We start from the raw sequence: 25,551 nt of genomic DNA on the forward strand, positions 1-25,551 counted from the left end.
TGAGTTTAGCACTCGTTCTCACACGTCAGCACAGGTTTTCGTCATCACGATGCACTATAAAACTACTAGATCCACATTGTTGTGCCCCATGCGACAGAATCTGCTTTGGGCAAGGGTGCGCGCAGAGCCCCCGGGCTGCTATTCTTAGAGAGTTTAAACCTGAATACATAGACGGTAAATCTATGTATTCAACTGGCACCTGACACAGCACTATGACTTGCGGAGAACCTTATGGCTGAGAAGCACACATCACCCTCACCCACAACCTACAAGATGGGTGAGCTCTTCTGTGGACCCGGCGGCATTGCCCTGGGCGCACACAACGCCGCAGATAAAGTTCCGGGTATCAAAATTGAGCACGCCTGGGCTAATGACTACGATCCCACGACTGCAGATACCTACCGCGAAAACACCCCTGGCGCGTCTGAAGAGACCGTGTACGTAGGTGACGTTCGTGAGCTCGATACCGACGCTCTGCCTCCGATTGATGGTTTTGCGTTCGGTTTTCCCTGCAACGATTTCAGCCTCGTAGGAAAGCAGAAGGGCCTAGAGGGTACCTACGGCCCCCTTTTTACATACGGAATCAACGTGCTCAAGAGCCATAAACCTGAATGGTTCGTGGCAGAAAACGTCGGTGGTCTCTCTGGCGCTAATGAGGGTCTTGCTTTCCCCTACATTCTGCGTGAAATGCAGCGTGCCGGGTACACCGTTGTCGCTCATAAATACCGCTTTGAGGAGTACGGTCTCCCCCAGGCTCGACACCGAATCATTATCGTGGGTCTGCGCGATGATATTGCTGCGAAGGGTGTAGCATTCAAGGTCCCGGCACCCACCACTCCTGAACCTCCAATGATGCGTACCGCTAAGCAGGCAATCACTGAACCGCCTATCCCCGAATGGGCAACCAACAACGAACCGACCCGTCAGTCTGAGGTGGTGAAGCAGCGCCTCGCCTACATCAAGCCCGGCGAGAACGCTTTCAACGCTACCGATATGCCCGAGGAACTACGCCTCAACGTACGTGGTGCTAAGCTCAGCCAGATTTATAAGCGACTGGACCCCAATAAGCCCGCATATACCGTCACCGGATCCGGTGGCGGCGGAACGCACATCTACCACTGGGAAGAGCCCCGCGCCCTCACCAACCGCGAGCGCGCACGTCTGCAGACGTTCCCTGACTGGTACAAATTCATCGGCAACAAGGAGAACGTACGTCGCCAGATTGGCATGGCGGTTCCCCCGGACGGTGCTCAGGTCGTGTTCGAAGCTCTCTTCAAGACTCTTGAAGGTATTTCCTACGAAAGCATTGAACCGAATATTGATGTCGAGAAGCGCATCCGTGCTATGGAAGATAAGCTCGAAGCACAGAAAGAAGACACTCTTTTCTAGGTAAAAGAAGGACGTATTCCCATGGAAATTTATTCGTCACTCATGGGCGACAACCTCGCTGAGCTTGTTCTCCAATCGCCGTACCCTAAGGATGATTGCGCCGGGCATGAGCTGTGGGCGGTTACCGGGTATATCTCGCGAACTACCATTCTCAGTGCGCTATATCAGGCTGATTTCACCCCCGGGCGGCGTTCCAAGGAAGCCGGTCATTGGGGTGAGATGAGCAAGTTTACTCCCACCTCCACCACACCTAAGGTTCATCTTCTGGTTGGTATGGCACGAGATGGTGCGGTAAGCATTACGACCCATGAAATCCTCAAGGGATGGGTCAAGGCTAGTCACGGGTACCTGGATATTCGTTATCCAGATCCTCGCGTCTCTCCCCTGGTTCATACCAAGCTCTACGCTTGGGCGCAGAACGGCTCCTTCGATATTGCCTACGCGGGCTCAGCTAACCTTTCGACAGACGGCCTGAATATCGGTCGAGACGCTTCGGAATGCCAGCAGGAGAACATTCTTGTGCCGGTGTCGGTGGAGTATGCAGAGAACTATATCGATACGCTATTCGGTGCTTCGCTGAGCTGCACCGACCCTGTGGTCGATTCTCTCTTCACCTTCCCTGAAGCGCCCTCCGACGTCCTGGCGAATAAGTCTCTACCTCCGGCTCCTCCCCTCCCCGAACCTGAAACGGAACGTGAGGAACGCTTGAAGGACTTCTCCTCCATCAAGCTGTACCTTTACAGTCACGCGGGTAAGGGTTCCTCGTACAACTGCGGTTCCGGCATTAACTGGGGTTTGCGAGATATCCGAGCCAATAAGGATGAGGCCTACTTCGCGGTTCCCGCGAACATTGGGCGGTCAAATTTCTTCCCCGTGAAGAACACTCCCATTGTGGTGCACTGCGATGACGGTGAAGACCTCATTATGCGTGTTGCCAGCGGTTCCGACCGCTGCGGTAAGGACATGTCGACCATCCCGAACTCCGAGCTTGGCTCTTATATTCGTAAGCGCATGGGCCTCGACGAGGGCACCAAGGTTGGCATTCGCGAGCTACTCGATTACGGTCGCACCTATGTCACCATCACCCGCACCTCTGAGGGTAACTACTACCTAGATTTCTCACCCGAGACTGCGGAACCTGATGAGTTTGCTCTGCAGACCCCCGAGATTCTCAACGAGTTTTCCCACGAGGACGACTAGCGCCTCCGACTGGTGCCCCCCCTAGATGCGGCGATGCCCCCTCGTACTATTTCTAGTACAAGGGGGCTTCGTCGTCATATCAACCTCGTTCTGTCAGCTCAGCCGGTGAGGTTAGCGCGGCTGGTAGGCGCGGGCACGCTCAGCACGAGCACGGCGCGCCTCCGCATCCTGCAGGACCGGCACCAGCATACGCACCACCTGGCCCATACCGCGCACCACCAAATTCAGCCACAAGCCCACAGACCACACCGCCGCCACACGCGGATGCCCCGTGCGCATCCACCGCACACCCAGAAAAGACAGCGAGTAATACAGCAGAAGCAGCAGCGACTCACGGAAGCGGTGCACCTGCCGAAGGATAGGATTCTGAGGAAGCTTCATCATGCCTCCCAGTATACCCACCGGATCCCCTCACCGGGGCTCCCCCGCACTACCCGTAATAGTCACGAATCGTCACCGTCTTCAACCCGCGCCGATCCAACAACGCCCGAATACGGTCCAGCTCAGACACCACACCCCGATAATTCAAATGCCCAATCACAATATGCTGAGCCAACGCATACTTCTCCGCATAGGCATACACCTCAGCCGAAGAAATATTAGACGAATCCGCCAACGACCCGTACCACAGAACCGGGCGCGTAAAACCACACGACGCCGCAGCCGCCAACACGCGCGCATCATAATACCCGTACGGCGGGCGGAAATACGGCTTCGAAGACACCCCAAACAGATGCCTAATCTCCTCATCATTACGGGTCAACTCCTGAATAATCTGCTCATCCGTCAGGCTCGTCAACGCCGCATGACTATACGTATGGTTCGCAATCTGCAACTGACCGCTCTTCACCAGCGGCAACAACAGGTCACGATGCTGCCTAAACGCCGGGTACTGACCGTTGATAAAAAAGGTGAGGCGCGTGCCGGTACGGCGGGAAAACTCCGCGTAGGCGCGTACCACCTCCGGGTCGGCGCCGTCATCGACCGTCCACGCAATATACTTGCCCTCACCGGGCAGGCCGGTCTGCGGGCCGGTCCAGGCACGAGCTTCGGGAACCGGGTTCGACGAGGTCGCAGTCGCAGAAGCGGTCTTAGATGCCGCGGCGGTCGGGGATGCAGTACCCGTTGCGGAAGGGGCAGCCGCCGAGCTTGCCGAGGGGCTCGCCGAGGCGCTACCCGACGCACTACCGGACGGGTTGCTCGATGGGGTACAACCGGCGAGGCCAAGACCCAGCACACCGAAGCCCACCGCGCCCAGACCAAAGGTACCAACGTGTTGTAAGAGTTCCCGTCGCCCCATGGAGGCGCGGGCAGAAGCACCCGCCACCGCCCGGTCAGCGGTGGGATCAGTAATAGCGGATTGACGAGTAGTGATAGGTGTTTCTGAGTGTGGAACAGTGTTCATATTACGAGTGTATGATGAGATCGCCGTCAGCTATCGAAAAATTCAAAATATTACTTAATGATTAACAATGGCGCTATTAAAGAACCTTTATGCACTTTCAGTCCCCTCACTCACCGAAGACCACGCTCAGCACACTAAGCTACCCGCACACCAGGCAATCCAAGTAATCCAGCTACAGCGCAGGCGCAATTCTAAGTACAGCAAGGCCCCTCCCCCAGAACACGTTCATAACGCGCCCGGGAAAGGGGCCTCAATATATAAGTTCACACAATCGTACATCCAAGTACGTGGAGAGAAACCTACTCGGACTCCGAAGCTTCCGGCTGTTCCGCCTGAGCGGATTCCAACGCATTCAGCGCCTCCAGAGCCGCAGCCTCCGCAGCCTCTTCGGCGTCCGCCTCAGCCACACGCTCAGCATCCGACTCAGCAGAAGTCACCGCCGCCGGGTTCGTCAGAACCTTCACACCCATGCTGCGCAGCGCATCCGTATTCGTAATCGTCTCGTCATTATCAATCAAGTACACCTTGTACCCGTCATTCCGCAGACGACGCATCAGCTCCAGGAGCATGCTCTGAGCGACCTCATCCACCGCGTACACGCGCATCACATCCAGGGCAACCTTCGAACCCTCCATCGGGGATTCCACAATCTCACGGATTACGCGCTCCACACCCGCAAAACGGATACGGCCCTGCAACTGAATCAGGCGCATAGACTCATCGCCCGAACCGATCTGGTAGTTCGCGCGCAACGCCGAACGAGCCACGGTCGGCACGTTCATCACGTGCATGCCCATGTCATCAGAGAACTGCTCGAACAGCTCCACACCGCGCACACTGTTACCGTGACCGTCCAGACGCGGCGAGAACGTCGCCACACCCAGCTGACCGGGCACAGCACCAATAATGCCGCCGCCCACGCCGCTCTTCGCCGGCACACCCACCTGGGTCGCCCAGTCACCCGCAGCGTTATACATACCGCACGTGAACATAACGCTCAGCACCTGACGCACCACAGTCTTAGGAACCACCTGCTCGCCCGTCACCGGATGCACACCATAGTTCGCCAAAGTCGCCGCCATCAACGCCAAATCCTTAACCGTCACCATCAGCGAGCACTGGCGGGTATAACCCTGCACCGCAACGGTCGGGTCACCGGTCAGGATGCCGTGGCCGCGCAGCATGTGCGCAATCGCGTAGTTGCGGTGCGCGTGCTCCAGCTCAGACTCGTACACGCGCTCATTCACCGACAGGCGGCGACCCGCAAACGCAGACAGACCAGAAATGACGCGCTCCATGCGCTCGCCCTGAGTCGCACCGGGAGGACCAACCAGCGAATGGGTGGTAATCGCGCCCGCGTTAATCATCGGGTTCAGCGGCTTACCGGAGCCGTCCTCCAGGGACAGCTCGTTGAACGGCTCACCGGAAGGCTCCACGCCCACCTTCGCAAGCACGTCATCATAGCCGCGGTCCGCGAGCGCGAGGGCGTACACGAACGGCTTAGAAATCGACTGAATCGTGAACTCCACATCGGAGTCACCGGCGGCGTACTGCTCACCATCAACCATGGCGATAGACGCGGCAAGCTTGTCCGGGTCCACGGCGGCAAGTTCCGGAATGTAGTTTGCCAACTCACCGGAGGTATCAGAAGCGACCGACTCGAGGGTCTCGGTCAGGTAAGTGGCAATAGGTGAATGCATAGTGTTCCGTATCTGCTGCTAATCGTGGTTGTTCTCGTCAAAAATTCCAGGATGCGCCCGCCCGCTGTTCCGTTTCAGCTATTCCGTTTCAGCTGGGCTGAGGCGCTCATCGTTACAGGCCACCGCGGCGGCCAGACTCAAGAGCCTGCCAGCGGACCTGTCAAAGTATGTGGGTGAGGAGCACCTTTTGCTCCCTAAAGAGTGTATCTTTTGCGTGTTGAAGCCACAAATATAACGGTCACTACTCCCCCGCTATTTCAGGCTCTGGTGCCTGTTCTGGTTTGCCGTTTTCTGCCGTAATTTACCGCGGCGGGCAGCACCGCCGACGAAACCCGGACAAAACCTACGCGAGCCAGCCTACGGGCACAGCCTACGGGTGGCGAATCGAAGCCGGCTCACGACCACCCAGCTCGGCGGTCTCCAGCTGAAACGTCGAATGCTCTACCGACACCTCAAAATGGCTCGCCACACACGAACGGATATGGTCCAGAATCGTCACCGCAGACCCGTCATGGAAGCACGAATCGGCAACCACCACGTGCGCGGTCACCACCGGCAGACCGGTCGCCACCATCGAGGCGTGCACGTCGTGCACCTCCACCACGCCCTCAACGCGGAGCATGTGCTCACGCATCGCGTCCAGGTCCAGGCCGTCCGGGGTGAACTCCATGAGCACCGCAGTCGTCTGCCTCATCAGACGCATCGCACGCGGCACAATCAGCGCCGCAATGAACAGACCCGCAAGAGCGTCCGCCTGGTAGAAGCCGGTCAGCCAAATCACGATAGCTGCCACAATCACACCCAGCGAACCCAGGGCGTCATTGAGCACCTCCAGGAACGCGGCACGCATATTGAAGTTCGCGTTCCTCGCCGTAGCCAGCACCGCAATACCAATAGCGTTCGCCACCAGGCCAACCACACCAAAAATCAGCAGTTCGGTGCCGGGCACCTCCGGCGGGGCGAACAGGCGATGCACGCCCTCCACCGCCGTGTAGATACCCACCGCCAACAGCAGCACCGACTGCCCGAGGGCGGCAAGCACCTCAATGCGGCGGAAACCCCACGTGCGGCGGGACGTTGCCGGGCGCGTCATGAGCGAAGCCGCCGTAAGCGCCACCAGCAGGCCCGAGGCATCCGTAACAGCGTGCGCCGTATCAGTCAGCAGCGCAAGACTTCCGGTGACCAACGAACCAATCGCCTGCGCCAACACAATAACGACCGCCAGACTGAACGCAATCAGCAGGCGCGGACGCATCGAGGCGGCGTCCTCCGGGCTCGGGGCATGCGAATGGTCGTGGTGATGCCCGTGATGCCCGCCGTGGCCGTGATGTGCGTGCGCTCCCATGAGTGACTCCTCAACTATGAACTGTGTTGTTGACTATCGAGAGTTATCGGCAGATAGCAAAATCGCCCGATTCACAAGAACCGGGCGACAAGCTCCTCAACCGAGGAAAACGTGGAGATAAGGGGACTCGAACCCCTGACCCCCTGCATGCCATGCAGGTGCGCTACCAGCTGCGCCATATCCCCATATTCTGTTAGTGACCTCAACGAGGCAACATGAATATATTACACACACCACGGACAGCGATGCAAACCAGCGCACCCAAAAATCCAAAAAGTTCCCGGCGGGTAAGCCAAAGGCTAAGCAAGAAGGGCGGACCCCGCGGCACCATACAGCGCCAGCAGAGCCCACCCCTCATCAGCTAAAAATCAAGCAGAAGCCTATGCCTCATCCTGAGCGGGAATGATGCGTGCAGCATCTTCCTCAGTCTCACCCTCAATGTCGAAGGGAGCCTCGTTCTCAACGCCCAGCTCAATACGCGGAGCCTCAGCCCACAGACGATCCAGAGCGTAGAACTCGCGGTCCTCCTCATGCTGAACGTGCACGACAATATCGCCGAAGTCCAGCAGAATCCAACGACCCGAGGAACGACCCTCACGGCGGACCGGCTTCAGGTCAGCCTGCTCACGCAGAGCGTCCTCAACCTCATCCGCAACGGCGTTCACGAGGCGCTCATTGTGGGCAGAAACCACCAGGAAGCCATCAATCAGACCCATCGCGTCGGATGCATCCACAGCGAACAGGTTCGTTCCCTGCTTCTCCTCCGCAGCGCGGGCGGCAATGCGCAGAGCCTCAATCGAGGACTGTGCAGCAGTCATATTTTCCTTCCTTGCCGGCAGAACACCCGCCGGCAGCACCCCGCAACAGGGGTGCATTGTTCACGGCCTACTTAGGGCCAAAAATCATAATCAGACCAACAACGACCAGGGCGAGCAGCAGCACAATCCACAGCCACGCCAGGGAGGCCTTCTGCGCAGGCTGCAGAACCTCTTCAGCCTTCTCAACAGCGCCCTTAGAAGCGGACTCCTTGGAAGCCTCAGCGGAAGGTACCGGAGCAGACTTGGACTCAGCAGACTTGGACTCGCCGTCTTCTGCGGCTTCCTCAGACTTTTCAGCGTCCTCGGTAACCTCTTCAACCAGAGCAGCCGACTCTTCGGGATCCTGACGATCCACCATGCGCTGCAGCAGCTCCTCCACCTCATCCGGGCTCAGAGCAACAGTCGGGTCGCCGTCCACCGAATCCACGGTGTCACCAGCGGAGGCGCTATCCAGCACGCTCAGGTCAAGACCCTGCGCGTCCACCGCGCTCACGCGGGTGGGCAGCTCGTCAGCAGACTCTTCAACCTCAGCAATCTCAACGGCTTCTTCCTCAATGGAAGCAACCTCGGTCTGCTCAGCCTCAACGTCAGAGCTGTCCAGCTCCTCAACTTTCGGCTCATCGCGCACCAAGTACTGGTGCAGCTCGGGTTCCGGCTTCTCCTCCTTAACCACGGCAATGACCGGGATCGAAGAAGTCATCGGGTTATCCACCGCGGAGGGGCTAGTCGCATCCACACGGTTCTGCGCGATCTCTTCGGGGCGAAGAACACGCAGGCTACTGGTCAGAGGAGCAGGCTCATGCAGCTTCTCCTCATCGTTCGCCTCAGTGTCAATCTTGCCCTGAGCCGCCAACGCCGCAAAACGACGCTGAACAGCCAAAACCTGCGGGTCAATAGCGTCCGTATGAATCACGGAGCCCATGTTCGCAACAGGCTTCGCGGGCTCACCGCGGCGGTTCGCACGCAGGTACTCGGCAACTTCTTCACGGTAACGGGCAAGACGGCGCGGACCCATCACCTTAGTAGGCGGCGGCACCTCAATGCCGTCCTCGGTCACGTACGTCTCGTAGAGGTACGCTTCGTCCTCGCTATAGGGCTTCGAACCCGTAGCTTCACTCATGTGTTCCCTCATTATTCGTCGATTGGGGTGCCTGCCCAGACTCATCCTTCACGCGGGGCAAGCCATCACGGTACGCCGTCAAGGCGTCCTTCTTGTACAGGCCGTACTTAGCAATGTACTGCACCACACCATCGGGCACCAGGTACCAGATGGGGGCATCTTCAGCTGCGCGGCGACGAATATCGGTCGAAGAAATCGCCATCGCAGGAATCTTCAGGGTCGTAATATGACGACCCTCTGCCAGCGGCGGATCCAAATCATGATCGGGGCGGGTCACACCCACAAAAGTCGCCAAATCCCACAGCTTATGGGCATTGCGCCAGGTCATAATCTGGCTGATCGCGTCCGCACCGGTAATGAAGAACAGGTCAGCATCCGGGCGCAGGGCGCGCAGCTCGTTAAGCGTATCAAAGGTGTAGGTGGCGCCGCCACGGTCAATATCAATACGGCTCACCGTAAAACGAGGGTTCGACGCGGTCGCAATCACCGTCATCAGGTAGCGATGCTCAGCGTCACTCACGTGCCGCTCCCCCACCTTCTGCCAGGGCTGACCGGTCGGAACGAAAACGACCTCGTCCAGGTCGAACACGGCGGCAACTTCACTAGCCGCCACCAGGTGTCCGTGGTGAATCGGGTCAAAAGTTCCACCCATCACGCCCAGACGCACCCGACCGGGAGTGCGCGGGGGGATAGACTCGGTGCTCGGGGCACCAAAATCAAGGTGAACAGGCTGGTCAGTCACAAATGCCGTCCTTGCTGGGACAGAGACCGCACCACGGCAGCTAAAAAGCCACCACAGGCGCGGATGCGGGCAGGTACACAGAAGGTACGCAACACCGAAAACGGTGCCCGCGTACATTCCCCTCTATGCTACCTGCTTACGGTCAAAAAAACCGAAATGACGGGGGGTGAGCTAAGCCGCCAGTGGAATACCCAGCCAGCACGCCCGACCACAGGTTCACCGCAGGCTCACCCGCATGTTCCAACACACACATCCGGCGCGAGAGACAACCGCACAGCACACAAGAAAGTGCCGCGCACCGGGGCAAACCCCGGTGCGCGGCACCATTCACTGTCTAGGCAACAGCTGTCTAGGCAACAGCTAACGCTTCAGCTATTAGTCCTCGACGTTCGGCATGTCGATATTCTCGTCGACCTTGCCTTCCTTCAGCTTCTTGCGGTACTCAACCGACTCGGTCCACACGCCTGCAGCGCGCTCGGACTCCAGCTCGGCACGAGCCTCCGCCTTCGCGTCCATACGCTCCTTGTACTCCACACGCTTCTGCGCACGAGTCGGGCGAATGATCTCTTCCAGACGAGCGTCCGTACCACGCGGGGAGGACAGCAGCTCAGCGCCACCGACCATGGTCGGCTCCCAATCGAAGATCACCGAGTTGTCGTTCTCGCCAATCACCACGGCGTCACCGGCACGAGCACCAGCCTTGAACAGCTCATCCTCAACGCCCAGGCGCGCCAGGCGGTCCGCCAGGTAGCCGACAGCCTCATCATTATTGAAGTCAGTCTGCTGAATCCAACGCTCAGGCTTCTCACCAATCACGCGGAACAGCGGCTCAAGGTTACGTTCCTCGCGGCGAATAGTGAATTCCTGCTTCTTCTTACCGCGGAAGCCCTTCGGGCGAACCACAGGAGCCTCAACAACCACGCGCTCCGCTTCCTTCTCGGCAGCGGCACGAGCCACGCGGTCCTCCTCAACGAGCTGTGCCATCGCAAAGATCAGGGACTTCAGACCCTCATGGGAAGCCGTCGAAATCTCGAAGACCTTGAAGCCCATCTCCTCAAACTCGGGGCGAACAAACTCAGCCAGCTCACGAGCCTCAGGAACGTCAATCTTATTGAGCACCACAATCTGCGGACGCTCATGCAGCGGCACGGTCACACCCGCAGTCGGGTCAACCTCATAGTTCTGCAGCTCGCCGCGGATCACCTCAAAGTCGCTGATCGGGTCGCGGCCCGGCTCCAAAGTAGCGCAGTCAATCACGTGCACCAGAGCCGAAGAACGCTCCACATGGCGCAGGAAGCGGTGGCCCAGACCGCGGCCCTCCGAAGCGCCCTCAATCAGACCGGGAACATCCGCGACGGTGTAGCGAACATCGCCCGCCTGCACCACACCCAGGTTCGGGATCAAAGTGGTGAACGGGTAATCAGCAATCTTCGGACGCGCCGCAGAAATCGCAGCAATCAACGAAGACTTACCCGCCGACGGGTAACCCACCAGAGCCACATCCGCAATGGACTTGAGCTCCAGAACAATATCAGCCTCTTCACCGGGGGTGCCCAACAGAGCAAAACCGGGAGCCTTACGCTTAGCCGAAGCCAACGCAGCGTTACCCAGACCGCCCATACCGCCACGGGCCGCAACATACTCGTCGCCCACACGCAGCAGGTCAGCCAAAACATTACCCTCGCGGTCCTTCACCACAGTACCCTGCGGCACGGTCAGAATCAGGTCCTCACCGTTAAAGCCGTGGTGCATATCGCCACGACCAATATCGCCATTCGGGGCGTGCTGGTGCGGGCTGTGGTGGTACTCCAGCAGGGTCGTGGTCTGGTTATCCACGCGCAGAATCACCGCGCCACCATTACCACCGTTACCGCCGTTAGGGCCGCCCAGGGGCTTAAACTTTTCACGTCGCACGGAGACGCAGCCGTTACCTCCGCGACCGCCAGATACATGCAAGACCACGCGGTCCACGAATTCTGCCACGGGTTCTCCTTATCTTGGAAAATCTTCACTTCGCCACCGCACGGCACACACCAATCATGCTGCGGATGCGGCGGCAGGCGCGACCGGGTTGGGGTGCGCCTCATCGTGGAGCCCAGCACAGGCGTCCACGGCATTCGAGGTCATAGCGAGAGGGGGTAGACTAACGCCTACCCCCTCTGCCCTAGCGGTGAGTATTACTCAGCTGCTGCCAGGATGTTAACGACCTTGCGGCCCTTGCGGGTACCGAATTCGACGGTGCCTGCTGCCAGAGCGAACAGGGTGTCGTCGCCACCGCGGCCAACGTTCAGGCCGGGGTGGAAGTGGGTGCCGCGCTGGCGAACGAGAATCTCGCCTGCGTTGACGGACTGGCCGCCGTAGCGCTTAACACCGAGGTACTGGGGGTTCGAGTCACGGCCGTTACGGGTGGAGCTTGCGCCCTTCTTGTGTGCCATTCTGTATTCCTACCTTAGGGTTGAATTCCGGTCGTTTCGATTACGCGTTGATAGCGGTAATCTTGACGGTGGTCAGCTCGGCGCGGAAGCCCTGACGCTTCTTGTAACCGGTCTTGTTCTTGTACTTCTGAATAACGATCTTCGGACCGCGCAGGTCCTCAACCTTCTCAGCAACAACCTTGGCGGAAGCCAGGGACTTTGCGTCAGCGGTGACCTTGTCACCGTCGACGAGCAGCAGCACGGGCAGCTCGATGGTGCTGCCGGGCTCGCCTGCAACACGGTCAAGGGTAACGAGGTCGCCTACGGAAACCTTCTCCTGGCGGCCGCCAGCGCGTACAATCGCGTATGCCACTATGGGACTCACTTTTCTCGACAACTTGCTTCTTGAATCTCACACGAATGAGCAGCCTGCGCTTTCATTGCTGTGCGCCCTCCCCCGCCAGTCGAATGACCGCGAACAAGGAGGAACGGCCCGTGCGTTCCGGCGGGATTGCCCGCCGAAGCCAACACGCGAGGCTCACCGGTGGTGTCTCTCTCCCGCACGTTTCGACTCAGCCGAATACTCGACCGCGCCGAAGACGATGCGGGTGGGAGCGGTGTCTCCCGCTGGCCCTGCGTCGATAGGGCTTCACTGAGATAAACACCAGTCCTTAAGGATACGGCATGATCTACGCGCCGCGCAATAGATAATTTTGCGGAACACTCGAAGTCGGCACGTGATGCTCCTCTAATACTGCACCGCACTCTTAGTAGCGCCTTTAATAATGACGCAGCACACGCACAGAAAAAAATAGCCTCGGTAGGGAAGTTCCGGCTCGCCCTACCGAGGCTATCTCATATACACACACCATCGGATTTCCGATGATCGGAAGCTAAAGACTAATCGTCCTTACCTTCACGCTTAATGTCGGCAGCGGCAACGCCAATGCCGAACAAGACAGGGGCCGAAGCGTCATCAGCCACCGGAGCCACATCCGCAACAGAAGCGGAAGCAACCACAGAACCCTCAGCACGCTCGGAAGCGTCCACGGTCACGACCTGAGCACCGGCACCGGCGCTCGAAGCCGCACGGCGAATGCGACGCTTACGCGGGGTCGAACCGGGCACCTGAGCCGCAGGCTTCTGAGCCTCCTCAACCGGAGCCTCAACCGCTGCAGGAGCTGCGCCCACCACACCGGTCACAGCCGGAGCACCAATCACGCCGGTCACAATCGGGCGAGACTCAGACTTCTCAACCTTATCAGCCTTCGCGGGTGCCTGCTCGGATGCCACGCTCTGCTCAGCTGCCTTCTCGGCGCGCTTCTCATCAGCGGCACGACGAGCACGGCGGCGAGACGCACGCGGAGTCTCACGAACATCCTCAATGCGCAGGTCCTCACGCTCAACACGCTTGGACTCCTGAGCCTTCTGCACACCCGAGTTTACCTCAGCGGAGGTTGCCTCAGCGTTCTGCTGCTCGCGGTTCTGACGCTTGGACGAACGACGCTCCTCCGAACGATCCTCACGGCCCGAACGGAACGACTCACCCTCGGCGCGGGCAAGACGGCCAGCCTTCTGAGAAGCACGAGCCTTCGCCTCACCGGCGCGAATCGCCTCAAAACGATCCGAGGAGCGGCTAAAGCGCGGGTCGAGCTCCGGGTCAACGTGGTGCTCGTCCTCCAGCGCACCCGCGCCGGAATCCTCAACAGCGGCAATATCCGCATCGGTCAGCTCGCGACGCTGGCGGTTAAGAGAAGACTTCTTCTCGCCACGCTTGGACGAACGACGCTCTTCCGAACGTTCCTGATCAGAACGCTCCTCAGCAGAGTCCTTCGAGGAATCCTCAGCGGACTCTTCCACGCGGTCAAACGCGCTCGCCAGCTGCTCCAGGGAGAAGCCGCCCTGCTCACCAATCCAGTTGCCCTCGGTGACCTCAGCGACCTTGTCCTCACGCTGAGCAACCTCGGCGTGAGCCTGCTCGCTGGCGGCCTCGGCAATACCCTGAATCTCCTGCTCAAGCGAGAGCTCAGCGGTCTCCGCGCGGCGCGAACGCTTACGGCGCTTACGCTTCTTGCGGGTCGAAGCAGTCTCCTCCGAAACGTCCTCGCTCTGAGCGGATGCGGCAGCCACCGCAGCCATAGCGTTACGGCGCTCAGCCTTCTTCGACTCCAGAGCATCCTGCTTCTGCTGGTCACGAGAATCCTCGCGGGCAGCGGCACGGCTACGCTTACGGTCATTACGCTCATGGCGGTGGATGTAATCCGACGCGCCACCGCTACGACCGCTCAGCGGCTGATCGTGAACCACCAGGCCACGACCGGCACAATGCTCACAGGGCTCCGAGAAGACCTCAAGCAGACCGGTACCCAGGCGCTTACGGGTCATCTGAACCAGACCCAGCGAAGTCACCTCAGCCACCTGATGCTTGGTACGGTCACGGCCCAGGCACTCAATCAGGCGACGCAGAACCAGGTCACGGTTCGACTCAAGCACCATGTCAATGAAGTCAATGACGATAATGCCGCCGATATCGCGCAGACGCAGCTGACGGACAATCTCCTCAGCAGCTTCCAGGTTGTTCTTGGTGACAGTCTCTTCAAGGTTGCCGCCGCTACCGGTGAACTTACCGGTGTTCACATCCACCACGGTCATGGCTTCGGTACGGTCAATCACCAGCGAACCACCCGAAGGCAGGTACACCTTACGGTCCAGTGCCTTCGCCAGCTGCTCGTTAATGCGGTAGTGGTCGAAGAGGTCGTCATCGCCGTCCCACTGCTGCAGGCGGGAGACCAGGTCCGGCGCCACGTACGTCACGTACGCCTCGATGGAATCCCACGCGTTCTCGCCCTGAACGATCATCGCGGTGAAGTCCTCGTTGAAGACGTCACGGACGGTCTTAATCATCAGGTCGGGCTCCTGGTAGAGCATCTCCGGAGCCAGCACCTTGCGGGAGTTAGCCTTCTCCTGAATCTCTTCCCACTGCGCACGCAGACGGTTAATGTCGTGGGTCAGCTCCTCCTCAGAAGCACCCTCCGCCGCGGTACGAACAATCACGCCAGCGCCCTCGGGCAGCTTGTCCTTCAGAATCTTCTTCAGGCGAGCACGCTCGGTGTCGGGCAGCTTGCGGGAAATACCGGTCATCGAACCACCCGGCACGTACACCAGGAAGCGACCGGGCAGGGAAACCTGGCTGGTCAGGCGGGCACCCTTGTGACCAATCGGGTCCTTGGTGACCTGCACCAGCACCGAATCGCCGGGCTTCAGGGCGTTCTCAATCTTGCGGGGCGCACCGTCCAGGCCGGTGACATCCCAGTTGACCTCGCCCGCGTACAGCACAGCGTTGCGGCCGCGACCAATGTCAACGAACGCAGCTTCCATGGACGGCAGAACGTTCTGAACCTTACCCAGGTACACGTTGCCAATCAGGGAATCCTGCTGGGTCTTGGACACGAAGTGCTCAGCCAGCACGCCGTCCTCAAGCACACCAATCTGGATGCGGCCGTCCTTCTGACGAACCAGCATCTGACGGTCCACGGACTCACGGCGAGCCAGGAACTCAGCCTCAGTCACAATGTGGCGGCGGCGACCCAGCGAACGGGACTCGCGGCGGCGCACACGCTTCGCCTCCAGGCGGGTAGAACCGCGCACACCGGTCACGGTGTTGGATGCGTGAGAGTCAGCCAGGCGCGGCGCACGCACCTTGGTGACGGTCTCAACGTCATCATCAACGCCGCCCTCAATCTCAATATCCTCGGTACCGCGGCGACGGCGACGGCGACGGTGGCTCGTCACCTCAGCCTCAGCGGCAGCCTCCTCGCGGCGGCGCTCCATGCGCTCCTTACGCTTCTGCTCCTCAGCAGCGGCGCGGCGGGCTTCGCGCTCCAGCTTGGCGGCAACAGCGAGCTCGCTCAGCTCCTCCGGCTCGGGTGCCATGAACAGCGGCATCGCACCCATGGGGGTACGCGAGCGCAGCTCCTGCAGCTTTTCGCGCTGCAGGTCGCTAATGGTCTTTACTGGCTCGGGAGCCTCTGCGGGATCCTCAGCTGCGGGCTCCTCCGCAGACTCTTCTGCGGCGGGTGCCTCAGGTACAGCTTCTTCGGTTGCGGATTCTTCAGCAACCGCAGTAGCCTCGGCGGGCTGCTCAGCAGCTTCAGCGGTAGCCTCGGTCTTCTCAGCCTTCTCAGCTTCCTCAGCCTGTGCCGGGGGCACGACCTCAACCTTGGCGGTCTCTTCCTTCACCTCAACGGCAGACTCGGCAGCGGGCTCAGTAGCGGCGGGCTCAGCAGACTCAGCGGCGGGGGAAACAACTTCCTCCACCTTCGCGGTCTTCTCGACGGTCTCAACCTTCGCGGTGTTCTCCACAACAGCAGGCTCAGCCGCCTTCTTCTCAGCAGCCTCAAACAGGCTATCCAGAGTAGAAGCAACCTCGGTCTCAGATGCAGCGGGAGCGGCAACCTTCGGTGCCGGCGCGTGCTTAGCCTTAGCGTTACGCAGGTTGGTCAGGCCAGCAGCAATCGCCTCATCCAGGGGAACCTCAGGAGCTTTCTCCTTCTTCGGGCGACCCGGACGGCGGCGCTCAGTACCCTGCTGGGCGTCAGAGCTCTCACGAACATTCTTACGCAGAGTTTCACGGGTCTCTGCAGAGGCGTTCTTTTCCTCCGCGAGGGCGTTCAGCGCCTCAAAAACCCCAAGTTCGACGTTCTTCTCGTCAGACATTAATCTTCTTTCGTTACACCCTGCTCCGCACCGCAAGGATTTTAACAGCGCGCATACAGCGCAAAGCCTAGTTGCTGTCACCGCGGCTCAAGCCTCACCCTACGGCGCGCGTTCATCAGCACTACCGGGCACTATCTCGTTCAGTGCTTCTGCCGTAGGGGGCGAGCGGGCGGAACGCAGAGCGCGCCGCGACGGTCACAGCCACCTCGCTCTCGAGCACGGCACGCTCACACCTTCCTGGGTGCCCTGCCGGTCTTCGGGTTTCTTCGCCGAGGCGGGCGGCCCGCGCGGTGCGACAGTTATGCTCCGCGGCTTATAGCCGGCGCTCTTCGGGTACTCTCCCTCGATGCGTTGGTGGGGATCTTTATGCGCGTGCGGGGCGCACAAGACACCGTGTTCCATTATACCCGGTAGAGGGTACCTCTAAGCCACCCCACCCATCCTATCTGGGCTCCACCTCCCGGCAGGATGCGCGAGTACATTGCCGCGGGCACACTGCGGCGGGCGCATGGCGGGTACAGCAAAGCCGGGCGTGCCACTACGCACCACCCGGCTTCAAAAACTTTCACAGAGGAGGGGCTAGTCCAGACCCAGCTCCGCATCGCGCGCCTCACGAGCCTGCTGAGCAAGCTTCGGGTCGGTCGGCAGGTACTCCGGACCGGAACCGGTCGCAAACGGAACGCCCAGAATGAAAACAAACGGAGAAACAACCAGCAGAATCACCCACAGCAGCGAGAAGTGACCGGCGGTCAGCAACAGCAGGGCAGTCAGAAAAATAACGGCAGCAACGCCCATTGCGGCAATTCCGGCAGTCTTCACGGTTCTCCTCGAAGGGGTATCAAGAATCTAGTGTCCAGCAGAACGGCAGGCAGTCAACGCCGCAGGCAAAACCCGCGGACGGCTGCGGCTGACGCCGCTCAAGAATATACCTGACCATTATACGCACCCGCGCCGCCTCCCCGCTGACTGCCACCGGCAAAGTCACCGGCGCCTCCCCCACTACCCGGCGCCCCAGCCAGGCGTATTCTGCCCGGCACGATCAGCCCGGCGTATTCTGCGCAGCCTCACCCACCCGCAGACGCAACAACGCCCCGGCACCAACAGGCACCGGGGCGTTGCACGTTCGGGGCATCAGCCCTCAACTGCTTAGCGCATCATATTCACAATGACCTCGAAGAAGCGGATCACAATAATGCCGAAAATCAGGATCAGCCACAGGCTAATCGCAAACCAGGACCAGCCGCGAGCGCTCTCACGCATCGACTGCGACGCCGGAATAACACCCGCCGAAATATTGCGGACCGTAGTCTTCACAAAAAGCGTGATGGTCATAACCCACACGATCATGCAGAACAGGCACAGGGCATTAATCTGGAACGTCGTCTGGTACCACAGCCACATAATGAACGCGGTTGCCGCAGCCAGACCAATGTTCATGCACACCCAAAACCACTTCTTAAACTGTGCGCCTGCCATGATTGCGGCACCGATAGTCACCACAATCGAGAAGCCCACCAGACCAATGAACGGGTTCGGGAAGCCGAAAGCTTCCGCCTGCGGGGTGCGCATCACCGTGCCGCAGCTGAGCAGGGCGTTGATATCGCAGACCGTGGAGTGGCCGGCATCAATGTAAATCTGCAGGCGCTCGTACACCAGAATCGCTGAAGAAATGAGTGCGATCAGGCCGGCGCCAACCAGCCAGAATCCGAGCTGTCGGTCTGAGTAGCTGCCCGGGGTTCCCGCGTGCCCGTGCTGCGCTTCTTTTGCAGCGCGGGTGGGCTCGGTAGTACTCGATGCGGCGGTACTCATACGACTCCTTTAGATAGTGTTTTACGGTGATACTCACCGGCGCGGCATAGCCAGCACCCCGGAAGCAGTACCCCATTTATCCTAGCCTCTCACATTGCTCAATAGCACGCCATTAGCTTCTACATTTACTATATGACGCCTCAGATCATGCAAATAGGCGCATTTTTGTGACGTACCTTAAACACAAAAGCCCCGGAAGGAGCCCGCAACGTAGCGGCGGGCGGGACCTTCCGGGGCATGGTGCGCATGTTTTCTATGGCATTCGCCTTATCGACGCGCGGCGGCTCCCACGGCAACTACCGTGGAGCGCACAGACGGCACGTGAGGGCAGTGCGTTAGGGCAGCGGGTGGGTGTACGACTCGTCAAAGAACTGCTGCTCCAGCTCCACCGCGCGGCTAAAGAACTCGCGGGCACGCTGCGCATCCGACGGGCCCACACGGTCCAGTTCGCGGCGCAGGAAATCAACCAGCTCACGGAACTCCGGGTAGTCGTGCAGGGTAATCCACTCGTGGTGCACAAACGATTCGGGACGCTTGGCGGGAGCCTTCGACGCCCAATCCAGGTACAGGCCCTCGCAAACCACCAGCACCGACAGGATCGCCGCGTAGCTGCCGCTAGCCGCCGCGTCGAGGAAGAGACGCTTGAAGCCGGTGGTCGCCTCCGTATCGGGCATGGAGTCACGCTGATGTTCGGTCACGCCCAGAGTCTCAAAGCAACGCAGGAAGTAGGTGTTCTCATCGCCGGCAATTTCGCCCGCGAACTTGGAGAGGCGCAGACGACCCGCGAGAGTATCAGCGTTAGCAATCGCGCCACCAATCAGGGCGAGGAAGGTATCGAGGAAACGGTAGTCCTGCACCAGGTACCCCGCCATGACCTGCGGGGCGATTGAGCCGTCAAAAAGCTCAGCAACAAAACGGTGATTCGTGGCGGAAAGCCAGGTGGCGAGGTTCTCCTGACGCAGCGTCTCCGTGAACGAATCGGTGCCGATCAAATCGTTGAAGGGTGCGGGCATGATGGGTGCCTTTCACTATGTGGCATACCGTCGCTGGTATGCGTATGTGTGCGGGTGTGTTGGTGCGGCCTCAGGCGTTGGGGCCGGCGCCTCAGCGAATATAGCACCGTGACGCCAAGGCGTGCCCGGTTTTGCGCCCCCGGTGCCCACAATTTTTCGTTATTTTCGATTTATGGGTGGGTGGAGGCGGAAGATACCGGTTGCACTCGGGCGATTGGGGTTAGGTGAGAGCCCATGGGAACACGTGAGAAATCATGCGTTCGAGTGGGAGCACGAGGGCAGAGGCGCGAAAAGGCGGGGCACAAAAAACGGGGCGCCGCTCCCCCAGCCGGTAAAACCAACTAGGGGGCGGCACCCCGCCTTCTCATCAATAACCTCAGTGGGCTTTATTCGTCTTCGGAATCATCGTCACCGAAGAAATCATCGGTGTACGAGTCACCCAGCGGCAGACCCAGCGAATCCTCCAGCGAAGAACCCGCCGCAGACTCGCCACCCAGCTCAGCCATGATGCCGTCCAGCAGCTCATCCGGCTCAGCAGAGGCAGCCGCAGCCGCAGCGGCAGCCAGAGTCGAAGCCGACGCCGCACCCGCAGAACCCGCATAAGCACCCTCGGCGCCCAGCTCATCCGGCAGCTCCTCAGCCTCAGCGCCGGGGGTCTTCGCCTGCTCATGCGCAGCCAGCAGGGTACGCGCCTCACCGATGACCGTAATCGAACCGGTAATCAGCACGCCCGCCGACTCCTGCTCGAAGAGGGCGTTCTCCATGGCGGTGGCAATCGCCTCGTCCAGGTGCTCGAACACCTCAATCGAGTCTTCGTCTAGACCAGCGTCCAGGGCGAGCTCGTGCAGACGCTCCGGCGCAATCGCACGCGGCGAATCCGACGCCGCCAAGTACAGGCGGAACGTGCCGTCCGAAGCGTCCACGTACTCTTCGCGCATGGTCTCAAACATGCCCAGAGCATCCTTCTCACCCAAAATACCGACCACGGAATGCAGGTGCGACAGCTTGAACGCCTCAGTCAGCGCAGCCGCGGAAGCACGCACGCCGTGCGGGTTGTGGCCCGCATCCAGGATGGTCAGCGGCTCGGTGCGCACAACCTCCAGACGGCCCGGCGAGCGCACCGTCTCAAAGGCGGTACGCACCACGTCCTCGGGTAGCTGACGCTGACCGCCGAAGAATGCCTCCACGGCGGCGAGAGCCACCACGGCGTTCTGTGCCTGATGCGCACCGTGCAGGGACAGCGGAACATCCGGGTACTCGCCCGCCAGGCCGCGCAGGGTCAGCAGCTGACCGCCGACCGCAAGCTCACGGGAGACAACGCCGAACTCCACGCCCTCAAAGGCGAAGGATACTTCCTTCTCGCGGGCGGAGGCGAGCAGCACGTCCGCCGCTTCCGGGTCCTGTGCGGCAGAAACCAGGAAGCCGCCGGGCTTGATAATGCCGGACTTTTCGGTTGCAATCTCGGCGAGGGTTTCGCCGAGCATGTCGGTGTGGTCCAGACCAATCGGGGTGACCACGGAAACCACACCGTCGGCAACGTTCGTGGAGTCCCAGGTGCCGCCGATACCGACCTCGAGCACCACCACGTCCACCGGCTCGTCCGCGAAAATTGCGAAGGCGAGCACGGTAACGGACTCGAAGAAGGTCAGGGCGGGCTCGCCGCGGGAGGTCATCTCCGCGTCCACAATCTGCAGGTAGGGGGCGATTTCCTCCCAAATGCGCACGAAGGTGGCATCCGGTACGGGTGCGCCGTTAATGCAGATACGCTCGGTGACGCTTTCGAGGTGCGGGCTGGTAAAGCGGCCCACACGCAGGTCGTGGCCGAGCAGCAGCGCCTCAATCATGCGGGCGGTGCTGGTCTTGCCGTTCGTGCCGGTGATGTGGATGACCGGCGCGGCACGGTGCACGTCGCCGAGGATTTCGACGGCGCGCGCCACAGCGTCCAGGCGCGGCGCCATCTTGTTTTCGGGTGCTCGCGCCAGCAGTTCACCGTAGACCCGCTCCACGCCCTCGGGGTCGGGAATTGCGGGGTAATTCTTCTCGCTCATTGTTCTCCTCACTGGGATAGCCGGCCGGTGCCGGCGGGGGCCCACCGTGCGGCGGGATAACCGTGCGGCGGGATAGACGACGGGCCGCCCCGCCCAATCAAGGGGGCGGGACGGCCGTACGGTTCAGGCGTTTTATGCCTTGGCGACGCTAATGCTCAGCTCGTCTGCCTCGCTCAGCTGCAGGGACACGGCGAGGGTCTCGCCGGTCACCAGTGCTTCGTTGGTGCGCAGAGCTGCCAGAGTTTCCTCCGGTGCCGCGATGCTCAGGTTGATGCGGTCCGCAACGTTCAGGTCGGCGTCCTTACGTGCCTGCTGAATAGCGCGGATGGTATCGCGGGCGATACCCTCGGCAACCAGCTCGTCGGTCAGCTCAATGTTGAGGACAAGGAAGCCACCGGGCAGAACCGCAGCCGCAGTGTGCTCAGCACCCTCAGCGTCAGCGGCAACCACGGTTGCCAGCTCGTATTCGCCCTCTTCCAGGGCCAGGCCGCCGTCCAGAGCTGCCACGCCGACCAGGACGGTACCGTCCTCGGTCACGGCCCAGTCACCGGACTTGGATGCCTTAATGGCAACCTGCACCTGCTTGCCCAGGCGCGGACCTGCCGCACGTGCGTTGACCTTCAGCTGCTGGGAGATGCCGTAGTCGGCGGGGTCGACGGTGTCGGCGCTGACCAGCTCCACCTGGCGCAGGTTCAGCTCGTCCTCGACGATGTTCGCGAAGTACTCCGCGCCCTTCTCGCCGAAAGCGGTACCCAGCGCAGCGAACTGCTCGGGTGCGATCGCCACGGTCATCTTCTGCAGCGGCTGGCGCACGCGGATCTTCTTCTCCTTGCGCAGTGCCGAACCGGCGGAGCAGACCTCACGCACGGTCTGCATGAGAGCCAGCAGGTCGGACTCATCAGCGAAAGCGGATGCCTCGGGCCAGTCAGCCAGGTGCACGGAGCGTTCACCGGTGAGGCCGCGGTAGATTTCCTCGCTGCTGAGCGGCAGCAGGGATGCGGCAACCTTCGACACGGTCACCAGTGCGGTGTAGAGGGTGTCGAATGCGTCGGTGTCTTCGTTGAAGAAGCGCTCGCGGGAGCGGCGCACGTACCAGTTGGTCAGTGCGTCGGCGTACTGGCGCAGGGATTCGCAGGCGTTCCAGATGTCGTAGGAGTCCATCGCTGCGGTGACCTGCTCGATGAGTTCGCGGGTCTTGCCGAGGATGAAACGGTCCATCACGTGCTGCGAGTCGTACTTGAGCTTTGCGCTGTAGCCTTCACCGTTGTTGGCGGCGTTAGCGTACAGGGCGAAGAAGTGGTAGACGTTCCACAGCGGCAGCATGACCTGGCGAACACCCTCGCGGATGCCCTGCTCGGTCACGATCAGGTTGCCGCCACGCAGGATCGGGGAGGACATCAGGAACCAGCGCATTGCGTCGGAGCCGTCGCGGTCGAGGACCTCGGAGACGTCCGGGTAGTTACGCAGGGACTTGGACATCTTCTGACCGTCCGAGCCGAGCACGATACCGTGGCTGATGACGTTCTTGAACGCGGGGCGGTCGAAGAGCGCGGTCGCCAGTACGTGCAGCACGTAGAACCAGCCGCGGGTCTGACCGATGTACTCGACGATGAAGTCTGCCGGGTAGTGGTTCTCGAACCATTCCTGGTTCTCGAAGGGGTAGTGCACCTGTGCGTAGGGCATGGAGCCGGAGTCGAACCAGACGTCGAGCACGTCTTCCACGCGGCGCATGGTGGACTTACCGGTCGGGTCGTCTGGGTTCGGGCGGGTCAGCTCGTCAATGTACGGGCGGTGCAGGTCGGGTTCGCCGTCCTTGTTCAGGGGCAGGCGGCCGAAGTCTGCCTTGAGCTCTTCGAGGGAGCCGTACACGTCCATGCGCGGGTAGTTCGGGTCGTCCGAAACCCACACGGGGATCGGGGAGCCCCAGAAGCGGTTACGGGAGATGGACCAGTCGCGTGCGTTCTCAACCCACTTGCCGAACTGGCCGTACTTCACGTTTTCCGGGATCCAGTTGATCTGCTTGTTCAGCTCGTACATGCGGTCCTTGAAGTCGGTGACCTTCACGTACCAGGAGGTGATTGCGCGGTAGATGAGCGGGGTGCGGCAGCGCCAGCAGTGCGGGTAGGAGTGCACGTAGGACTTCTCGCGGATCAGCACATCGTCTGCCTTGAGGGCGTTGATGATGGTGCGGTTCGCGTCGAATGCCTGCACGCCCGCGATTTCAGCCAAGGCGGTGGAGCCGGAGGCGGTAGGCTCGGCGAAGAGGTTCAGGAACTTTGCGCCTTCGTCGAGGGAGAGGATCACGGGGATGCCGTAGCCTTCACAGACCTTCTGGTCGTCTTCACCGTAGGCGGGTGCCTGGTGGACGATGCCGGTACCGTCACCGGTGGTGACGTAGTCGGCGACGAGAATCTGCCAGGAGGTTTCGGTGCCCCACTTTTCGGCGTCTACGAAGTAGTCCCAGAGCGGGGTGTAGCGTACGTGCTCGAGCTGGGAGCCGGTGTAGCGTGCGGTGACGGCTGCGTCTGCGTCCTTTTCGGGCTGGTCGCCTTCGTAGCCGAGATCCTTGGCGTAGGAGCCGAGCAGCTCGGAGGCAATCAGGAAGGAGCGGCCCTCAAACTTGCCCGCGCCGGGCACGACGGAGTATTCAATCTCGGGTCCAACGGCGAGCGCCTGGTTGGTGGGCAGGGTCCAGGGGGTGGTGGTCCATGCGAGTGCTTCGACGCCGTCGAGTTCTGCGGCGACCTTCTCGTCAGCGCCGAGGGCGGTGTCTGCGGTGAGGCGGAATGCGACGGTGACGGTCTGGTCCTGGCGGTCCTTGTACACGTCGTCGTCCATGCGCAGCTCGTGGTTGGAGAGGGGGGTCTCGTCCTTCCAGCAGTAGGGCAGCACGCGGAAGCCCTGGTAGGTCAGGCCCTTATCGTAGAGGCGCTTGAACGCCCAGATGACGGACTCCATGTACTCGACGTTCAGGGTCTTGTAGTCGTTTTCGAAGTCGACCCAGCGTGCCTGGCGGGTGACGTACTTTTCCCACTCGTTGGTGTACTTGAGCACGGATGCGCGGGCAGCGTCGTTGAAGTTGTCGATGCCCATTTCGAGGATTTCGCGCTTGTCGGTCATGCCGAGCTGCTTCATTGCCTCGAGTTCTGCGGGCAGGCCGTGGGTGTCCCAGCCGAAGCGGCGTTCTACCTTGTGGCCGCGCTGAGTCTGGTAACGTGCGACGAGGTCCTTGGCGTAGCCGGTGAGCAGGTGGCCGTAGTGGGGCAGGCCGTTAGCGAAGGGAGGGCCGTCGTAGAAGACGAATTCGTTTTCGCCGTTTTCGCCTGCGGGGCGGTTCTCGACGGATGCGGAGAAGGTGTTGTCCTTCTTCCAGTAGTCGAGGACTGCCTCTTCGAGTGCGGGGAACTTGGGCGATGCGGTGACGCCGCTTCCTGCGGCTTCGAAGGCGCTCGCCTTGGGGTAAACATGGGACATGTGTTTGTGCGCCCTTATCTGTTGTTCTCAACGCTGAGAGGTTGGGGCGACAGGGTACGTAGCACTCGTCGTCCCACCGTTTCAGCGGGTGAGGATTGACATGACGGGTGCAAGGACGCCTGGGCATCGCTGACTTGCCCGGGTTGTGCCGGGGGTCGGGATGCGGCGCGGTACCACCTTGCTTACTGATTTAACAGCTCAACGCACCGAACCCTCCCGGGGCTACGTGGCGTCGCGTGTCCGCGATACCTAGCCACCGGAAGAGCGGCGCGTTGGGCGGGTATCAGTCGCTTATTACAGCTATATCGGGCTTAACCGTCCGGTTCTACTGGGACTACATCTCTTCCGCTAAGACACC

The 25,551-nt window shown here is 60.6% G+C and carries 18 protein-coding genes and 1 tRNA gene; 2 read left to right on the forward strand and 17 right to left on the reverse strand.

Annotated features, from left to right (window positions below; translation table 11 throughout):
* The first annotated feature begins 231 nt into the window (after positions 1-231).
* Positions 232-1,389, forward strand: coding sequence for a DNA cytosine methyltransferase (locus HMPREF2879_RS06630; RefSeq protein WP_083309638.1), 1,158 nt, complete (start codon positions 232-234; stop codon positions 1,387-1,389).
* Between the two features lie 219 nt (positions 1,390-1,608).
* Positions 1,609-2,589: a restriction endonuclease PLD domain-containing protein gene (locus tag HMPREF2879_RS06635; RefSeq protein WP_070635084.1), complete on the forward strand. Its 981-nt coding sequence runs from the start codon at positions 1,609-1,611 to the stop codon at positions 2,587-2,589.
* Positions 2,590-2,700: 111 nt separating this feature from the next.
* On the opposite strand, the gene HMPREF2879_RS06640 is transcribed toward HMPREF2879_RS06635, so the two are convergent.
* The 17 genes from HMPREF2879_RS06640 to ileS form a co-directional block, all read right to left on the reverse strand.
* Complete coding sequence (locus HMPREF2879_RS06640; RefSeq protein WP_246822925.1) at positions 2,701-2,973, reverse strand: hypothetical protein; 273 nt, start codon at positions 2,971-2,973, stop codon at positions 2,701-2,703.
* A gap of 46 nt (positions 2,974-3,019) precedes the next feature.
* The gene (locus tag HMPREF2879_RS06645; RefSeq protein ID WP_070635086.1) at positions 3,020-3,994 is read right to left on the reverse strand and encodes a polysaccharide deacetylase family protein; all 975 of its coding nucleotides are present in this window, start codon (positions 3,992-3,994) and stop codon (positions 3,020-3,022) included.
* 299 nt (positions 3,995-4,293) lie between these two features.
* Positions 4,294-5,694 carry a glutaminase gene (locus HMPREF2879_RS06650; RefSeq protein WP_070635087.1) on the reverse strand — a complete coding sequence of 467 codons (1,401 nt, stop codon included), beginning with the start codon at positions 5,692-5,694 and terminating at the stop codon, positions 4,294-4,296.
* Positions 5,695-6,064: 370 nt separating this feature from the next.
* Positions 6,065-7,039: a cation diffusion facilitator family transporter gene (locus HMPREF2879_RS06655; protein WP_070635088.1), complete on the reverse strand. Its 975-nt coding sequence runs from the start codon at positions 7,037-7,039 to the stop codon at positions 6,065-6,067.
* Between the two features lie 112 nt (positions 7,040-7,151).
* Positions 7,152-7,224: transfer RNA gene (locus HMPREF2879_RS06660), tRNA-Ala, on the reverse strand.
* A 195-nt stretch (positions 7,225-7,419) separates the two neighbouring features.
* Positions 7,420-7,857, reverse strand: a complete 438-nt coding sequence (gene rsfS, locus HMPREF2879_RS06665) for a ribosome silencing factor (protein WP_005505774.1) — start codon at positions 7,855-7,857, stop codon at positions 7,420-7,422.
* Between the two features lie 67 nt (positions 7,858-7,924).
* Positions 7,925-8,977 (reverse strand): prolipoprotein diacylglyceryl transferase, encoded by a 1,053-nt coding sequence (locus tag HMPREF2879_RS06670; protein ID WP_070635089.1) that lies wholly within the window; start codon positions 8,975-8,977, stop codon positions 7,925-7,927.
* A complete protein-coding gene (nadD, locus tag HMPREF2879_RS06675) occupies positions 8,970-9,719 on the reverse strand; it encodes a nicotinate-nucleotide adenylyltransferase (RefSeq protein ID WP_070635090.1) in 750 nt (249 codons plus the stop codon). Before nadD ends, HMPREF2879_RS06670 begins: the two co-directional genes overlap by 8 nt.
* A gap of 375 nt (positions 9,720-10,094) precedes the next feature.
* Positions 10,095-11,702, reverse strand: coding sequence for a GTPase ObgE (gene obgE / locus HMPREF2879_RS06680; RefSeq protein ID WP_070635091.1), 1,608 nt, complete (start codon positions 11,700-11,702; stop codon positions 10,095-10,097).
* A 194-nt stretch (positions 11,703-11,896) separates the two neighbouring features.
* Positions 11,897-12,154 carry a 50S ribosomal protein L27 gene (rpmA, locus tag HMPREF2879_RS06685; RefSeq protein ID WP_005505766.1) on the reverse strand — a complete coding sequence of 86 codons (258 nt, stop codon included), beginning with the start codon at positions 12,152-12,154 and terminating at the stop codon, positions 11,897-11,899.
* Positions 12,155-12,194: 40 nt separating this feature from the next.
* On the reverse strand, positions 12,195-12,506 hold the full coding sequence (rplU, locus tag HMPREF2879_RS06690; protein WP_005505764.1) for a 50S ribosomal protein L21: 312 nt from the start codon (positions 12,504-12,506) through the stop codon (positions 12,195-12,197).
* 527 nt (positions 12,507-13,033) lie between these two features.
* Entirely contained in the window at positions 13,034-16,849 is a 3,816-nt protein-coding gene (locus HMPREF2879_RS06695; RefSeq protein WP_070635092.1) for an Rne/Rng family ribonuclease, read from the reverse strand.
* A 579-nt stretch (positions 16,850-17,428) separates the two neighbouring features.
* On the reverse strand, positions 17,429-17,668 hold the full coding sequence (locus tag HMPREF2879_RS06700) for a nucleoside-diphosphate sugar epimerase (protein ID WP_070635093.1): 240 nt from the start codon (positions 17,666-17,668) through the stop codon (positions 17,429-17,431).
* A 327-nt stretch (positions 17,669-17,995) separates the two neighbouring features.
* Positions 17,996-18,658, reverse strand: a complete 663-nt coding sequence (locus tag HMPREF2879_RS06705; protein ID WP_070635094.1) for a vitamin K epoxide reductase family protein — start codon at positions 18,656-18,658, stop codon at positions 17,996-17,998.
* A gap of 335 nt (positions 18,659-18,993) precedes the next feature.
* Positions 18,994-19,671: a TenA family protein gene (locus tag HMPREF2879_RS06710; RefSeq protein ID WP_070599894.1), complete on the reverse strand. Its 678-nt coding sequence runs from the start codon at positions 19,669-19,671 to the stop codon at positions 18,994-18,996.
* A 386-nt stretch (positions 19,672-20,057) separates the two neighbouring features.
* Positions 20,058-21,719 carry a bifunctional folylpolyglutamate synthase/dihydrofolate synthase gene (locus tag HMPREF2879_RS06715; RefSeq protein WP_049356783.1) on the reverse strand — a complete coding sequence of 554 codons (1,662 nt, stop codon included), beginning with the start codon at positions 21,717-21,719 and terminating at the stop codon, positions 20,058-20,060.
* Between the two features lie 132 nt (positions 21,720-21,851).
* Positions 21,852-25,193 carry an isoleucine--tRNA ligase gene (gene ileS / locus HMPREF2879_RS06720; protein WP_070635095.1) on the reverse strand — a complete coding sequence of 1,114 codons (3,342 nt, stop codon included), beginning with the start codon at positions 25,191-25,193 and terminating at the stop codon, positions 21,852-21,854.
* Positions 25,194-25,551: the final 358 nt, after the last annotated feature.

The organism is Rothia sp. HMSC069C04 (genome assembly GCF_001812895.1).
Classification (GTDB): Bacteria; Actinomycetota; Actinomycetes; order Actinomycetales; family Micrococcaceae; genus Rothia.

Excerpts from the sequence above, each read along its gene's own strand:
- HMPREF2879_RS06655 (WP_070635088.1), bottom strand. The coding sequence starts at position 7,039 with ATGGGAGCGCACGCACATCACGGCCACGGCGGGCATCACGGGCATCAC.
- HMPREF2879_RS06710 (WP_070599894.1), bottom strand. The coding sequence starts at position 19,671 with ATGCCCGCACCCTTCAACGATTTGATCGGCACCGATTCGTTCACGGAG.
- HMPREF2879_RS06640 (WP_246822925.1), bottom strand. The coding sequence starts at position 2,973 with ATGATGAAGCTTCCTCAGAATCCTATCCTTCGGCAGGTGCACCGCTTC.
- ileS (WP_070635095.1), bottom strand. The coding sequence starts at position 25,193 with ATGTCCCATGTTTACCCCAAGGCGAGCGCCTTCGAAGCCGCAGGAAGC.
- HMPREF2879_RS06670 (WP_070635089.1), bottom strand. The coding sequence starts at position 8,977 with ATGAGTGAAGCTACGGGTTCGAAGCCCTATAGCGAGGACGAAGCGTAC.
- HMPREF2879_RS06630 (WP_083309638.1), top strand. The coding sequence starts at position 232 with ATGGCTGAGAAGCACACATCACCCTCACCCACAACCTACAAGATGGGT.
- HMPREF2879_RS06695 (WP_070635092.1), bottom strand. The coding sequence starts at position 16,849 with ATGTCTGACGAGAAGAACGTCGAACTTGGGGTTTTTGAGGCGCTGAAC.
- rpmA (WP_005505766.1), bottom strand. The coding sequence starts at position 12,154 with ATGGCACACAAGAAGGGCGCAAGCTCCACCCGTAACGGCCGTGACTCG.
- HMPREF2879_RS06635 (WP_070635084.1), top strand. The coding sequence starts at position 1,609 with ATGAGCAAGTTTACTCCCACCTCCACCACACCTAAGGTTCATCTTCTG.
- HMPREF2879_RS06650 (WP_070635087.1), bottom strand. The coding sequence starts at position 5,694 with ATGCATTCACCTATTGCCACTTACCTGACCGAGACCCTCGAGTCGGTC.
- HMPREF2879_RS06645 (WP_070635086.1), bottom strand. The coding sequence starts at position 3,994 with ATGAACACTGTTCCACACTCAGAAACACCTATCACTACTCGTCAATCC.
- rsfS (WP_005505774.1), bottom strand. The coding sequence starts at position 7,857 with ATGACTGCTGCACAGTCCTCGATTGAGGCTCTGCGCATTGCCGCCCGC.
- HMPREF2879_RS06715 (WP_049356783.1), bottom strand. The coding sequence starts at position 21,719 with ATGAGCGAGAAGAATTACCCCGCAATTCCCGACCCCGAGGGCGTGGAG.
- HMPREF2879_RS06705 (WP_070635094.1), bottom strand. The coding sequence starts at position 18,658 with ATGAGTACCGCCGCATCGAGTACTACCGAGCCCACCCGCGCTGCAAAA.